The sequence below is a fragment of the Vibrio sp. ED004 genome (assembly GCF_023206395.1).
Lineage (GTDB): Bacteria > Pseudomonadota > Gammaproteobacteria > Enterobacterales > Vibrionaceae > Vibrio.
In genome coordinates this window covers 2898095-2912382 of record NZ_CP066149.1, presented here as the reverse complement: position 1 = coordinate 2912382, position 14288 = coordinate 2898095, and the positions used below count along the sequence as shown (strand labels likewise).

Below are 14288 nucleotides of genomic sequence, written 5' to 3'. Positions count from 1 at the left end.
TTTATTTCTCCGCTTTTACAACGTAAAGTACATTGGCATTTTGAGGGATTAAAGATAGAGGAGAGTATCCAATGCGGTATGGTTTATCACCAAGCCAACCCACTAAACTGTTGATTGATGCAGTTTTGATTTCTCTTGGATGACGAGCTTTACCAGAAAAAGATAATCCCGCCCAGTGAGCATTCATTTGAGCTGCGTTTTTTCCAAGTAATAGCTGATAAAAGCGCTCTCTCTCGGCGCTGTTTTCCGGCCAATCAGATAACTCTACACGATTGCCATTCAGACGTTTAGTTTTTCCTCTGTATAGCTTTCTAGCTTTGTTGATTGATATCTTCTCAAACCCTGAATCTAAAGAGAATATGGCGTAATCTTCCGCTGCATGAACAGGGCTTATCAAGAGTAAGCTCCCTAGTAAACCGATAACTGCTGATAGCAGTGCTCTGCATTGGAGTGTTTTTAATGTTTTTTTCCAATCCATTGGTTTCTCCTAACTAATCGCGCTGTCTATTTGATGAAATAATTTTTCTTTCCTAACGGGCTTTGCTACGTAACCATCCATTCCGGAATCAAAGCACTTTTGTATATCATCATCGATAACGCTGGCGGTTAACGCGATAATAGGAGTTTTGCATAAGTTTAATTTTTCTTCGTGTTCGCGAATATTCTTCGTTGCAGTGAAGCCATCCATCACCGGCATCATGCAATCCATTAAAATAATGTCAAAGCTATTATCCTTCTGGTACATATCCACAGCGATTTGCCCGTTGTCTGCGATTTCAAATGTATACCCTGCTTTCTTAAGCATGACTGACGCGACTTTTTGATTGACACGATTATCCTCGACCAAGAGAATTTTCTCAGACTTCGTGGTTACTTGAACTTCCTCAGCTTCTTCTGGTCGTGTGTTCTTAGCAGAATTTGTCTTGTGTGTGGGGGCGGTTGTTGAAGAGGTGAGTGCTTGCTTTACATTATGCGCAGTCGGCAATGGCATAGCATCCACAGCAGTAAGGACTTTCTCTTTTAACACTTCGAATTTGAAGGGTTTTGGGACGTAGTCGTCCATCCCCACATCGAAACATTTTTGAATATCGTCATCAATAACACTGGCAGTTAGGGCGATGATTGGGATACGACGCGTCGCTTTGGTCTCTTTTTCGATGCGTCGGATATGTTCTGTCGCTTCAAAACCATCCATAACGGGCATCATGCAATCCATCAGTATCGCGGCGTAATTAGGGGTAGCGGTAAACATGTCCACCGCTTCTTGCCCATTATTCGCGAACTCAAATTCGTATCCACTTTTTCCGACATGCAACCCGGCAATCTTTTGGTTTATTTTGTTGTCTTCAACAATCAATATTCTATGTTGAGCGGTATCGGGTTGTTGGTTGGCTTCTAATAATTCAGCTCGCCCCTGCGTATCGCAAAGCTCTATAGCTTTTATCAGGCGTGAGCCAAGTAAGGGCTGTGACACTTGAGCGGTAATACAGTTGCCTATATCAGCAGCGTTTCCTAAAAAAGAGCGAATTAAACAAATCGTCGCGCCGCTCTCATGAAGTTTATCTAGGCTGTCAGAATAGCCACTCGCTTGAAAATCATCGTCTTCAGCAAAAATGACCGTGATTGGCTTTGCTTGCTTGGTCGCTGAAATCTGCTTATGGATGCTATCGACACTATTCGTTTGTTGAGTCACCTTCAAACCATAAAGATTGAGGTCGCTTTCTATGCGGTCGGAGAGTCCATTATCGTTACCCAGAATGTAGATATTGGCTGAGGCAGTGCTTTGCTTTGCTTGCATCATGTCTATAGGTAGCGTTAGGTCAAAGTAGAAGCAACTGCCTTCGCCTTTCACAGAATCGAGTTGTATCTGCCCCCCCATCAATTCGACAAGTTGGGTACTGATAGCTAGGCCAAGTCCGGTACCTCCAAATTGTCGGGTTGTGGAATCATCTTCTTGAGCAAACGGTTCGAATATTTGTTTTTGTTGCTGCTTATCGATGCCAATCCCCGTATCACGCACCGCAAAACGCAAGGTGACATTGTCATCGGACTGATTCAGGGTCTTAACTGATAGAGTAGCACCACCTTTTGACGTAAATTTAACCGCATTCGACATAAAGTTCATCAAGATTTGTCTTAACCGGTGATCATCGATCATCACTCGTGCGGGGGTATCTGGACTGATATCTACGTTCACAGAGATCTTTTGTTCTTTCGCTTTTGGCGACACAATCGATGCGATGTCGTATATCGACTCTCGAACAGACGTTGAGTGAGGGCTGATTAATAACATACCAGACTCTATTTTAGAGAAGTCTAATATATCATTAATTAAACTCAAGAGCAGCTGAGATGAAGTCTCAATGGTATCAACATAATCACGTTGTGTTGCTGTTAAGGGGGTATCAGAAAGGATTTCTGAAATGCCAATGACGCCATTAAGTGGTGTCCGTATTTCATGGGACATGTTGGCCAAGAAGCTACTTTTAGCTTTACTTGCTTGAATTGCGTGCTCTTTAGCTTCTTCCGCGTTTCTTCTGGCGTTTTCTGCCTCTTCCTTTGCAATGGTGAGCTTTTCTTTTGCCAGCTCTCGTTCGAGCGTTAACTTTTCTACTTGCTGAGCAAATAGGCTAAGTTCGTCTTTACCTTGGATCAGTTGATATAAACAAGGTCTATTAGTTTCATCCTCATTTTTTAAGAAATCCAAGACTAATTTTAAATTATTGGTGACCTGCCTTGCCAAGCTGAGAGCTAAGCCCATAACGATGGCCGCAAGTACGGCAACGATGGAGATGAAGAGTGTTCGCTGTATTTTTGCCTCAGAGATGGACTCATCAACCTCTTGCTGGAACTCTTGTTTGATAACATTGCCAAGAGTTTGTAACAAGCTGAGTCGTTCTCTCATCGCTTCGAGACCAACAGACATCTGTTGTGGAGTAAGTTGCCTAAACATATTAAGGTTAAGCAACGCATTTCTAATCTCTTGGCTTTGAGCAAACACTTCACTTCTAAAGACTTCGACCATTAGGGAAACTTGATTTTCATTCGCGTTTAAAGAGACAAATCGCTCTAGAAACAATAGTTGCCTTTCGCTCAATGTCTCTATCTGCTCGGCAAGCTCAGGGTCGTATTCTTGGCTGCTTTGGAATATCTCGATTAATGAGGAACTCAGTTTGAACTCTTCCTTAGACCAAAACATTAACCATTCAAGTTGTTGTAATGCCGTGAGATGTTGTTGTATTTCGAGCTTAGTCTTTTCGAAGGGGACTTTTTCTGTTTCAAGCAACAACTGTTTGTATAAATCGCCCTGCCATTCCAGAGCATCCAATTTATCGTAACTATCAGTTGCCTCTATTGTTAATAAAGTCGCTTCACTGAAATCATCGACCAATTGATTCATTTCCTCAGAAGCGTCTAAAAAAATGGTAGGTGAGAGAATTTCTAATTCTGTTTTTACCTGACTACTTTGCGTAGAAAACTCATCCTGAGTGGAGGAAAGTGAGCTTTGATACAAAACTGAAATGTCTTGAAGATACACAGACAATAGATTAGCTCGTTCAAAATCGGCTAATTGAGTAGTTAAGAAATAAACTTGTCTACCAGCAAGGAAAAGCAGCAAAGAAATGGGAAGCAGAACTAGGCTAAATATTTTATGTTTAACTGACAGGTTATTCCAGACTTTGGTAATCATATATGAGGGTCCATCCAAATGATTCTTTTAAGTTTTTATTTTAGGGTGGAAATGTTGAGGTGGATACCTTAAGCAGCATAATTTATTGAAAGTGTGCGCAAGGATATATAAACCATTGGTTTTGGGATAACGCTAAATTCCTTGAACTTGAATGCCGGAGGAGCTTATTTAGAATTATGATTATAGCTTTTGATTGCTTACCCTTTCTTCAAATCGGATTAGATTTGGTAGGGGAATGCACATTAACAAGATGTGAATGAGTATTTACTCTGTGTGATAATGGGGCAAAAATGCGCTAGCTGAGATCAAGCTAGTATTGAGATCAAGCTAGTATTGTGATCATCAAGCGCTTAATTACCGAAGGCGCTTGTCAAAATTCGATAACTAAGAGCTTTCTTTACTTTCCTGATCTCCACCATCATCATCGGCTACGGTTAAACATATCTTCTCAACCTGGTTTAACGTTGCTTGATCTACAGCACCACTTTCGTATAAGTCGTTTACTGTCTCATGCACCATATTCAAAACATCACTCATCTCATACTCACTTTACTACTTAGAAAAATTTTGTCTTAACAGTTTAATATCAACATGCCCAACAAAAAACCATCAAGCCTAAACATGATGGTTTTGATTATTAACTGCTTGTTCAGCAGGAAGGTTGCTTTCTTCCTGGCCTATTCTTAGCTGCCTATTCGGCAGGACACCACGAGCTTAATTCTATTTCTTGTTGTTGATGTTTCTTAGCTGCCTATTCGGCAGGACACTGTAGAATATAGTCTCTAACCTTCTGATTCTGCGTGCTTAAGGTCACAATTTATCAAAATACCCTTTTTCTCCTTACTTCTGTAAGCCCTTGTTTTTACTTCTCTAAAAAAGAGCTTTAGAAAAAGGGGTTAAAAACGTAACTCAGGTACTGTGCCTTTTCTTTCTTGATTGGTGGCTAAACCATAGCTGTTAAAGTTTGCTGCATCGCGCTCACTAACAAGCTCCTTTTGTACAAACAAAATATAACTTTCCCCTGATGAACCGCTGGAGATTGGGATTCGATGAAAACTATCGATGGCACGCTCTTCATTAGTGGCTGGTAACGATGGTTCAACACCAGATAGTTCGGATCTAGCCATGCTACGTTTGATTCGACGTTTCTTGGAGCCCAGAAAACTTTTCCCAATCGTTTGATTACGGGTAAACCTCACCTCAACCGCAATGTCAGGCACCTCACAAACACTGGAGATCTCAAACAAACCTTCATTTACCATCACAGAGAAATAGGGCTGAAAAGAGAGTCCAACCATCATATCTTTATCTTCGGCAACAAAAGCTATGGTTTGACCAACCGTAACATCACTCCAGTAGGGAAAGCTCACACCTATTTTATTCATGGCTTGTCGGTTATTCACCATAAACAAGTGCATTTGGGAGATACAACGCCCTGCTAACAGCTCATAGTCGGCTTGTGCAGGTATGTAACGTATTAAGAAGTAGTAACGCTTAGTCATAGCTCTCCCTTACTTAGCCTTCGTTTTAGACTTTGAACTTGAGCAATTGAATAGGCCGCCTTTGATCAAGACAGACATGATAAAATGAACATCATTGGGAATGGCCTGAGTAGCAGTCATGCTTTCAGTCCAATTCTCGGTATTTCTAAGCAGCTGATAGAAATCGTTCTTAAGTGTTACGTGTCGCCTTGCTATAACGTATTCTCTATCAGCGCCATACTCATTCACTCTTAATGGCTTATCTGCGTCTTCATGCCACCAATCGTCAATCGATTGCAAAGCTGCACCAATTTTTTGACCATGAAATGCAACAGTTTCCTGTCCGTTCAATAGTTTTATGGTGGCAAGCTGCTTAGTAGGAACACCATCTTCTTGGCTATCTAAAAACTCTTGGCTTGGGTAAACCTCATCTCCCCAACCAACTCCAATTTTAGCTTTGACATCCATGTAGGAGTATTCGGTTGGGTCAGAAAGGGCTCGCATCAAATAGGCTGTGAGCTTTTCTAGACATCCTGCTGAATCTTCGTCCCAATGACCATACCAAGAAAGCCTTGTTGCGTTTTCTATAATCAAGGTTTGTGAATCACTGGTGGTCACTTCTATCGACAATTGTCGACACTCTCTGTTTCTCCAAAGCCAAGTGCCAAGCAGGATGTTCTTTGCGTATCGATGAGCTAGCTCCTGATACCCATTGAGCTCTTTGTAAGTTTTAGCCAGTAATGAAAGTTTACCGCGTACTTCACCGTCACTACAGATATATGGGGTTAGAGAATTGGCTCGAATTCGAAGGGGGAATGCACAGTAGATATCATCTACACCCGGCTTTACATAACACTCTTCAATGAACGGACGATTGGAATAAGCTAAATCTTGTGGAGCAACATTCTTTTCAGCAAACTTGTCTCCCTTATATGCTTCTGCATAACCCCCTTTTGGTGCGCGCAACCTAGTTCTATCAATTTCAAGGGGACACATCTCACCACTTTTCGAAAGATGGTAGAAATATGCTTTGCCAGCGGAAAGAGAGCGTACGTAGTTCAGCTGAGTACAAAGTTCCATAAACGATTAATCCCTATAGTTTTTTATAAGAATAGTTTCGCTACTGCATTCTATCGACCAAAAGGCATGGTTTAAAAAGTGATCTCTTCCACTAAAACGTACTTCTATTGGATTCACTTTTTTAGCTAACCCTATCGCATTCTCTGCATAAGCGTGATAATTGGTGATTGAGTTGCACCGTTTAGTGGGGCGTTCTAACAAATAGTAGCCAATAGAAACTGGCAAATTATCAGCGTCTTTCGTTATTAAATGCTCTAGGTCATCAAAGTCACTCGGCTGGTTCTCACTTGGATATAACCATCGTCCGTATGCTGGCAACCCTTTTATGACATGGAAAAGCTCGCTCTTACTGGTAAACGTCCTTAGCCACTCAATCTGCGTCGATAGCTGTGGTTGGTATAATGCCCCTCCGGCAAAAACTACGGGAAGAGCTGTTTTAAGCGCTGACTTAAAATCTGAAATACGACTATCACTATGGACTCTGATAACTAAGTCTATTTCAATATCCGCCAATCGTTCTGTGCGGATAGCAGGCCGTTTTACGCTAGAAACCGTTCGCGCTTTGGCGACTGAGTTAGGTTCTGTAAGCTTAGCTGTCGGTTGAATGTTCTCGCTTCGAACATAAAAAGAGAAACTCGAAAACTCAAACGGGGAATCACAATTAACTAGCTTGTTAAACTCTCTTTGATAGCGGTGCATAAAACCCCAAATAGCCGTCAAAGAAGGAGCACCACACAGATATGGGCTACTCATTGCGACCGCATCTTGCACTCTCATTGATGACAAATAGATATACTGCTCACCCGCTACCTTATCTTCATTGCCATTTGGTTTACTAAGTTGTTCAAGTACCCATACAATTTGGGCTTTGGCGACCTGCATAAGCTTAGGGTGATAGGCAAACTTTGCGGCATACGTATTATTCTGAAACGTGAGATGCAAGCGACGGTTAAACTCATTAGCTAAAGAGCCTAGATCCGATTCTGGTAGCGCCAAAAAGGCTTGAGCTAAAGTGTCATCATGTTCCAATTGCTGTTGATTAGAGTCAGCATCAACGATATCTCTTAACTCAATTAATGGTAGCATCCACAGGGCTATCTGCTTTCGCAATATCTTACTTCTAACCTTACGAGCGTTCTCTCTTTGCTTCTGTGTTTTTGATGGCTCTGAACCAATTAGATGATTTAACACCTGACAACTTTTAGCGTTAGTTACCTGATAGTCATCAAAGTAGTGGCCACTCTTTTTGCGACTTTCAGTTAACGTCCCACCCTGCGCTGGTTTGACGTCTAGCGGGTAGTTTAGGACTTTCATATGCCCACCTAAACTGCCACACAGATTCCCGATACTTGCCGAGTTTGGCAATGACGAAGACACAAAGCAGAGCTTACTTTCCTGACTTCGCGATCTCACTTCTAGCTCACTTTGGATGGTATGACTGACCACTGGGGTCACCGAAACATAATCATCCCCCCATGGAAACCGTAGTTGCTTGCTGTAAGTACTGACTCTGTCAGGGAGGCTATTTTCAGGTAGCTGTTCTGCCATTGTGTTTTGTAAGCGAGCAAGTGACTTAGTGCCTAAACCAAAACCTTTAAGCAGCTCGAGCCAAACAGGGGTTTCTTGCTGAATAAGTGAATGAAGACTCACGGACTGTGATTGCCAACGAAAAGGATTCAATAACCACAATGTATGGCGATACACCGCAGAGTTATGCGCCCACCCCAAACGTTGCTCTAATACTAAGCTTGAGATAAACGCCTCGGTTGTAGCAAGAGGTTGTGCAATTATCCGCTGATCTTTAACTCGGCAGTCTGGAAACTTGAGATTATGAGTATGGAACCATTTGATTTCATCAAGGGACGCCTCTAGGTTCTCAGCCGCTTTTAAATGCCTTTTAGCGCGGGTAATATCCAACCAATCCGAGCATCTATCCGCTTGATGGCTTGAACTGAGATTGAGCAAAATCGTTAACGCTTCTTTTTCACACCCTTCAACACAGACATCTTCCGTATAGGCCATGAACATCTTCTTTAGCGTAATCTGCTTTACTGTCTCGTCTTCAATTGCTAATAAGTCTCTTAATTTCGTCATAATTACCACTCAGGTAGATACACACTTAAACCATCACTTTCAGAGCTCATTCGAGTCAACTTTGTCTCGATGACACTTCTTAAAGTAAATGCCGATTCATGACTTGCAATTTTGGTATGCATTCGCGGCCTGATAGCGGCTTTGATCTCACCAAACTCATACAACCGATATACCTCATCTGTTGTACAAGAAAGCAATGTAGAAGCTTCTAAGGGGCTGAGCAGTACATCACCGATATTTCCTTTCGCGCTTGGAGGCACTGTTGCCATTAGCTTTGTAAAGTAAGCTAACACCTGTGTCAGTACGATATTGTGACTCAACTGCCGACTGGGTAACTGACGGCAATCTTTAAGCAGAGCACCAAAAGCTTCATTGAAAAACATCTTCTTCCAATCTTTTACTCGGACGAGCTCTGCCTTCTCTTTCAAAACATCGAGGTCTTGCCACAATGACGTTGGCCAAGCGCCACAATATTCAATGAATGACTCAAAACAGAGATCATCATCAAACTCACCATAGCGATTTACATACCAAAGTAAAAAACCATAGCGCTCAGATAACGTCATTTCTGTTTTTAGTAATCCCAAGGGTTTTGAATCATTTCCCGATAACCATCTAGCGACCAAAAGCTCAGCCTCTGGCGCATCTTCGACTGGCGAGTTTCGGAGTTCAAAACCACATTCACATTGGCTACTACTCTCGGTACTTTGGTATTCAAGCCTCGACTTACACTCAGGGCAGTGATGAATCAGTTTACAGCCATGATGCTCACAGGCTTGGTGAGAGATAAATTGCCACTGCTGATGAATGTAAGGAGCTTCGCCAATACATAGGGGACAAATAGGCGTGAAGCGCTTACGAACAAAAGCATAAGGGTAATCAGCCCCGAACCTATGTACAGCTTTATATTGCGGAGAGAATTGAGATTTTGAATGTGATAGCGCTAGGCGCAATACACCAAAGTTGTTGAGCTTTAATTGGTTCTCAAGGTGGATAAGAACCCGCACTCGCATTTGGCTTGTGGTTTGAGCGTGGTAGATATTGACTCGTTCGAGCTCTAAGGGGAAAGCACCAGCAATCGCCTCATGCTGATCCATGGTGTCGAACCAGATATCTTCGGCGAAATGAGAAAATCGCTCGTAGCCTTGTTCTTGCGATAAACGCAACAAGAAGCTTTCGAGCGATTCGTCAGGGTAAAGTTGAATATCCGCTTTCACATGCCACCACTAAAACTTAGAGTATCTAAGTTTTAGTGTGAGCCTAATTCCCTGAAAAGCAAATCTAGTTATGTGAATTTGTTAAGTGGTTGCGAACTTTAGTCAAAATCATCCAAAGAACCAACCACTTGGCCTTCTTCTACCGCTCCTAATCCATACTTACCGACAATAACATCACACTTCATTTCTACGGAGATAGTCATCGTTCTTCCAGGTATTCCACTTTCTCTTCGATGTTCTCCACTAGCTGCAACTATAACCTTTGCAGAAAAACCCTCATCAAAAGTGGAACTATCAACATGTATGTCGTCTATATCTCCAAAGATCGTATCGGATTCAGCCCTTCCACCTGAAGTTCCTTCCCCATTCAATAGGTCATAGGAATTATTCTCTATTGCCTCTCTACTATATTCTTCCAGTCGATCACTAGTAACGAGCTCAAAGGGTTCATCTTCGAAGAGGTTCTGTAGGTGATCAAAAATTAGGTCAGCTGATAAGTCTTCATTTTCTGAGTCTTCACCTAAAATAATTTGTTCCAATCTTTTCGCAAGCCCATCATCGTAGTAAACATAATTAACTCTTTCTAACGAATCATTATTAAATTTTTCATCTGCTAAGACTTCTTCAAAGTTCTCATATCCAAATAACGCCGCTACAATTTCGCCTGACGCTTTCAAAGAAAGTTGAACATTATCTTGGCCAAGGCTTTCCTCTATTTTGAGCATAAGAAAATAAACCGATGGGAAGCGATGTGATGCTAGTGTAGCTCTTGCTTTAGCACTGTTACTTTCAAACCGGACTCGTTCTAATTCTGCTTGTTTGGTCTTTTTATCTAGTTCCAACTCCATCGCTTTAGCATTACTTTGAGCTTCTTTGGTTTTAGCCTCTTGTTCTTTTTCTTGGCTCAATGCTTCATTAGCTTTAGCTTCAAGACGCACCGTTCGTTGTTTTATGTGCTCAAGTATTTCATTTCTTTTATCGATATCTTGCTGAACAAGTTGTTCCAAAAACTGTTTATCTGGGTCAGCCCTAAGTCTGGCTTTACTCAAACTTTCTTGTTGATCAACTTTATCTTCTTCAATCTCGACGGCTTGTTGATGCAGTTTATCATTAACCGATTTTTGTATCCTTTTCACGCACAGTGACAACCAAGGGAAAGCAAACAAGTAAAATAGAGTCACTAAAAAAGGAAAGACAAAAAGGCTATTCCACCCTAGGATCGATGTCCTTGAAAGGTAGATGTAAAAAGCGCCAACTCTCTCAGTAGCATTTCCTTCTCCCCAAAAAAGCAGAGCAACATAATTCCAATTACATACAAACCAAGAAAATATGAATGTTCCTATAAATGGGTCACTCACTCTTGTTTTTGCCGTTCCTGCTATGGAGGAACAAAAATCTTCGATTAACTTCATCATTTCTATAAAGCTCTAATTAATGACATTGCCCAAACTACTTTATTGCTTCTCAAATTTGATCTCGCAGAACCTTAATCATCACTTTTTCATGATTCTGAATATTTTCACGTGCCACACCATCGGGTCCCCAATCGTCATAACTCATCATGATGGCTTGCTTTAAACTCTCTGCACGATTGTTTTCTTTATAGAATTTCTTCTTATCTTGAGGAGAGTAATTGCTAAGTCTTGAGTTGCTGCTTGGCGAAATAAGGCAAAGGTTACCGAAACGATCCACGTCCTGCATCTTACTTGCACCAGATGGGTCGGTTTGTGGGAAGTAGTGCTCAACTGAAGTCCTGAACGCAAAATGAAAGCTTGTGAAGTGGGCTCCTAGAGTCTCTTTAGTAATGTCGCCAACTGGCTTCCCGTCTGATAGGTTGCGCCAAAGTAGGTAATCCAAACGGTTAAATACGAAGTTCTGAACACCTGTACCTTGATGTAATACACCGACATTGTTCTCTGTAAACTCAAGTTGAGAGCCACCACAGATCTCATCAAAATACTTGTCACTCTGCTTTTCAAGTGCAGCTAAGTACGAACTACCATCAACTTCCAATCGGTCTTCTGTAGCGAGATCGTTCAATACCCGTAAAGCGTCATTCAACCAACGCTTATATACCAAAGCAGGATTCGATACATGGAACATTGCCAAGATCATACGAATCTTTTCGTTGTTATCGCTACTGAAGGCATTTGGGTACTCTGGACTCAAACTATTTTTGTTTATGTAAGAGCTAAGTCTTAACAAGCTCCACTTACGCTTTTCATCGTGCTGGTCAGGCTTAATTACGTAACTATCAAACAGAATTCGGCATTTAAGCAGTTCATAGACAAAAGCTTTAGCGCCAACCTTCAGACCATCATCTTTAGAGATAAATGCGTCGATCAACTTCTTATCATCAAGCGAAACGTTCTCTTCCATCTTCATCAATTTTAAGACATGAAGTAAGAAGTTTGAGAAGTCGATAACCGAACCAAAGCGTTCTTCTTTCTCTCGCTCGTCATCGTCAGTATTTGAGCGAGATGCCTTGTTACTGATGATTTCTCGCAGCGTCATTGCATCTTCTTTTTGCTGCTTGCTCGTGTGCTTTTCTTGAATCGCTTCAAAGCTTGTTGGCATTGTCTGCCAATCTGAGCCAAATACGTCTTTTCGTAAGTCCGATTGGAAACCCATTTGGGTATAGCGCGTCATATTCGCACAAGCATCCCAAACAGTGGAAAAGCAGCCTCTTTCCTCATCATCACCAAGCGTTGCCATGAATTTTGCTTTCAATACTTCATGCTTTTCTAGCTGCTCACCACGGTTATTCATGATCTCAAAGTAGTGGTTAAGATCGGTTTGTGGTGGCACGACGACTCTAAGGATAGTGACGCTTTCTAATAGATAATCAAAGAACTGTTGAGTCTTCGCTTGTGCATCTAAGCCTTTGGTTTTGAAATAACGTTTAATGATGTTGAAAGCAGCATGGATGTTAGGCTCTTCTGACTCACCATTGGTTCTGCCTGTATATATGTCATCTAATGCTCTGGAGGATTTTGGACGACTATCAAAGGTGAGATTAATGTCTAACCCTTCTAGCTCATTCTCTGCGAGCACATTACGATTTTTGAGGTACGCCAACAAGATAGAGAGCGTTGTATGTCTTTGCTGTCCATCAATGGTTTCGTATACCACATTCGATTGGTGTGAATGCGTTGTGCGCTGATAAACCACAAGGCTACCTAGATAATATTTTACTTGTTTGGCAGTAGCGGTTTCATCAGATTGAGTTATAAGCCCTGCAGCATCACTGATATCTTGGATAAGCTGCTCAATCTCTGTCGCGCCCCAAGCGTAGTTACGCTGATAGATAGGAATGACATATTGGGTTTTGCTGTCGAAAAGTGCTCTAACGGATAACTGCTCTACTTGGTTCGAATCACTCATTTACACTTCCCGATTTCATTGCGTCAATAGATGCCTGCACGTTCTTCGCGTTCTTGAACTTAGGCTCTTGAATGTAAGGAGGCTGAAAGTTCAACACCTGTTGAGGGTGAACAGCTTTGCTGATTGCTCTAAACAGCCCACTACGATCCTTAGCGTGGTTATCTACCGACTCCATACCGATACGTTGTAGCTCAAGGCGAAGGAAATAACTCCAGCGATAACAAACCTGTGCGGCTTTCTCTAACTCCACATCACCGAACTTGTCGTAGTAATACATCACCACACACAAAAATAGGTTTCGTACATAGCTATCCCCTTTACGGCTACTGCCTTTGTACTTAGCGTGCTTATCGACGAATGAAGATAGCCTTGCATCATCACCAACGAACAAGGTCGAGTGAATCGCCATGTAGTGCTGAATGTACTCAAAGAAGCGCTTGCCGTTGATCATCACCTGATCCACTTGGAACGGATAGCCCTTGGTTTGCTTGTCCCATTTACGTGCAGGATCGGCATTAAAGGTTTCAATCGCATAATCAAGCGCAAGCATAGAATCTACATAGGCGTATTGAGTGCTGTCTAGGTTAATGCCTTTGAATACATCAATGTTATGGCGACTGAACTGTATACCGTAGTCACCATCAATCCAGCGGCGTATACGGAACAAGAACTCTCCCATGATAGTGTGCAAATTCGCAGAGTCATCATCTGGGTTAACGCCCTGCTCCCACAAGCTTACATGGTGTAGGCGCTCTGTTTGCTCTGTCGAGTCCATCATTTCACGTAGATGGTAAGCTTTGAGCAGATCATGAGGTGCAAGCGCTTTACCGCGAGCATTTTGTGAATCGAAAAACTGGAAGGCTTCACTGAGATAATCTAGCGTAACTTGAATAAGCTCGCACTTGTTAAGAACGAAATCGAGTAGTTCCTGCTTTTCTGTAGATGAAAGACTTGCTACTCGCTCAGAGATGACTTGCGCATTATTCTTAAGGTTTTCGATACTGACTGATGATTCAAATTTGTGCTCAAGAAGCGTTGATGAGATACGTTTCTGTTCAGTATCCAGAATGGTGCAAATTAACGTTAGGGTAAGAAGACGCTGCTGACCATCAACGATGTTGAGAGCCTGATTTTCTTCGCCACTTTCTGAATCTTTATCTTGATGCAGTACCACCGTACCAAGCCGATAACACGGCTTAGTGCGGTGGTTAAAGATGTCATCAATCAGTTGATTTACGTGCTTTGGCTGCCACTTGTATGGGCGCTGGTACTCAGGAATTGTAAGCCTTTGTTCCAGTAACTGAGATATCGTTTGAGGCTGATTGAAGACAATTGCCATGC

The 14288-nt window shown here is 42.0% G+C and carries 10 protein-coding genes; all 10 read right to left on the bottom strand.

Annotated elements, in window-relative coordinates; genetic code table 11:
• Nucleotide 1: 1 nt before the first annotated feature.
• Nucleotides 2–478: a hypothetical protein gene (locus tag ITG10_RS13090; protein ID WP_017631030.1), complete on the bottom strand. Its 477-nt coding sequence runs from the start codon at nucleotides 476–478 to the stop codon at nucleotides 2–4.
• Nucleotides 479–487: 9 nt separating this feature from the next.
• A complete protein-coding gene (locus tag ITG10_RS13085) occupies nucleotides 488–3691 on the bottom strand; it encodes a response regulator (RefSeq protein WP_248386434.1) in 3204 nt (1067 codons plus the stop codon).
• A gap of 384 nt (nucleotides 3692–4075) precedes the next feature.
• Nucleotides 4076–4228: a hypothetical protein gene (locus ITG10_RS13080; protein ID WP_017108320.1), complete on the bottom strand. Its 153-nt coding sequence runs from the start codon at nucleotides 4226–4228 to the stop codon at nucleotides 4076–4078.
• 359 nt (nucleotides 4229–4587) lie between these two features.
• The gene (cas6f, locus tag ITG10_RS13075; protein ID WP_017631031.1) at nucleotides 4588–5193 is read right to left on the bottom strand and encodes a type I-F CRISPR-associated endoribonuclease Cas6/Csy4; all 606 of its coding nucleotides are present in this window, start codon (nucleotides 5191–5193) and stop codon (nucleotides 4588–4590) included.
• A 9-nt stretch (nucleotides 5194–5202) separates the two neighbouring features.
• Complete coding sequence (gene csy3, locus ITG10_RS13070; RefSeq protein ID WP_248386433.1) at nucleotides 5203–6252, bottom strand: type I-F CRISPR-associated protein Csy3; 1050 nt, start codon at nucleotides 6250–6252, stop codon at nucleotides 5203–5205.
• Between the two features lie 6 nt (nucleotides 6253–6258).
• The gene (locus tag ITG10_RS13065; RefSeq protein ID WP_017631032.1) at nucleotides 6259–8346 is read right to left on the bottom strand and encodes a type I-F CRISPR-associated protein Csy2; all 2088 of its coding nucleotides are present in this window, start codon (nucleotides 8344–8346) and stop codon (nucleotides 6259–6261) included.
• Nucleotides 8347–8348: 2 nt separating this feature from the next.
• Entirely contained in the window at nucleotides 8349–9563 is a 1215-nt protein-coding gene (locus ITG10_RS13060; protein WP_017631033.1) for a TniQ family protein, read from the bottom strand.
• Between the two features lie 98 nt (nucleotides 9564–9661).
• On the bottom strand, nucleotides 9662–10978 hold the full coding sequence (locus ITG10_RS13055) for a hypothetical protein (RefSeq protein ID WP_248386432.1): 1317 nt from the start codon (nucleotides 10976–10978) through the stop codon (nucleotides 9662–9664).
• Between the two features lie 49 nt (nucleotides 10979–11027).
• A complete protein-coding gene (locus ITG10_RS13050) occupies nucleotides 11028–12947 on the bottom strand; it encodes a DUF262 domain-containing protein (RefSeq protein WP_017631035.1) in 1920 nt (639 codons plus the stop codon).
• Nucleotides 12940–14286 (bottom strand): DUF262 domain-containing protein, encoded by a 1347-nt coding sequence (locus ITG10_RS13045; protein ID WP_017631036.1) that lies wholly within the window; start codon nucleotides 14284–14286, stop codon nucleotides 12940–12942. The genes ITG10_RS13050 and ITG10_RS13045 overlap by 8 nt, the downstream gene beginning before the upstream one ends.
• Between the last annotated feature and the right edge of the window lie 2 nt (nucleotides 14287–14288).

What these genes read in the sequence shown, in the direction of transcription:
- ITG10_RS13090 (WP_017631030.1), bottom strand. Translation starts at nt 478, where the DNA reads ATGGATTGGAAAAAAACATTAAAAACACTCCAATGCAGAGCACTGCTA.
- ITG10_RS13085 (WP_248386434.1), bottom strand. Translation starts at nt 3,691, where the DNA reads ATGATTACCAAAGTCTGGAATAACCTGTCAGTTAAACATAAAATATTT.
- ITG10_RS13080 (WP_017108320.1), bottom strand. Translation starts at nt 4,228, where the DNA reads ATGAGTGATGTTTTGAATATGGTGCATGAGACAGTAAACGACTTATAC.
- cas6f (WP_017631031.1), bottom strand. Translation starts at nt 5,193, where the DNA reads ATGACTAAGCGTTACTACTTCTTAATACGTTACATACCTGCACAAGCC.
- csy3 (WP_248386433.1), bottom strand. Translation starts at nt 6,252, where the DNA reads ATGGAACTTTGTACTCAGCTGAACTACGTACGCTCTCTTTCCGCTGGC.
- ITG10_RS13065 (WP_017631032.1), bottom strand. Translation starts at nt 8,346, where the DNA reads ATGACGAAATTAAGAGACTTATTAGCAATTGAAGACGAGACAGTAAAG.
- ITG10_RS13055 (WP_248386432.1), bottom strand. Translation starts at nt 10,978, where the DNA reads ATGATGAAGTTAATCGAAGATTTTTGTTCCTCCATAGCAGGAACGGCA.
- ITG10_RS13050 (WP_017631035.1), bottom strand. Translation starts at nt 12,947, where the DNA reads ATGAGTGATTCGAACCAAGTAGAGCAGTTATCCGTTAGAGCACTTTTC.
- ITG10_RS13045 (WP_017631036.1), bottom strand. Translation starts at nt 14,286, where the DNA reads ATGGCAATTGTCTTCAATCAGCCTCAAACGATATCTCAGTTACTGGAA.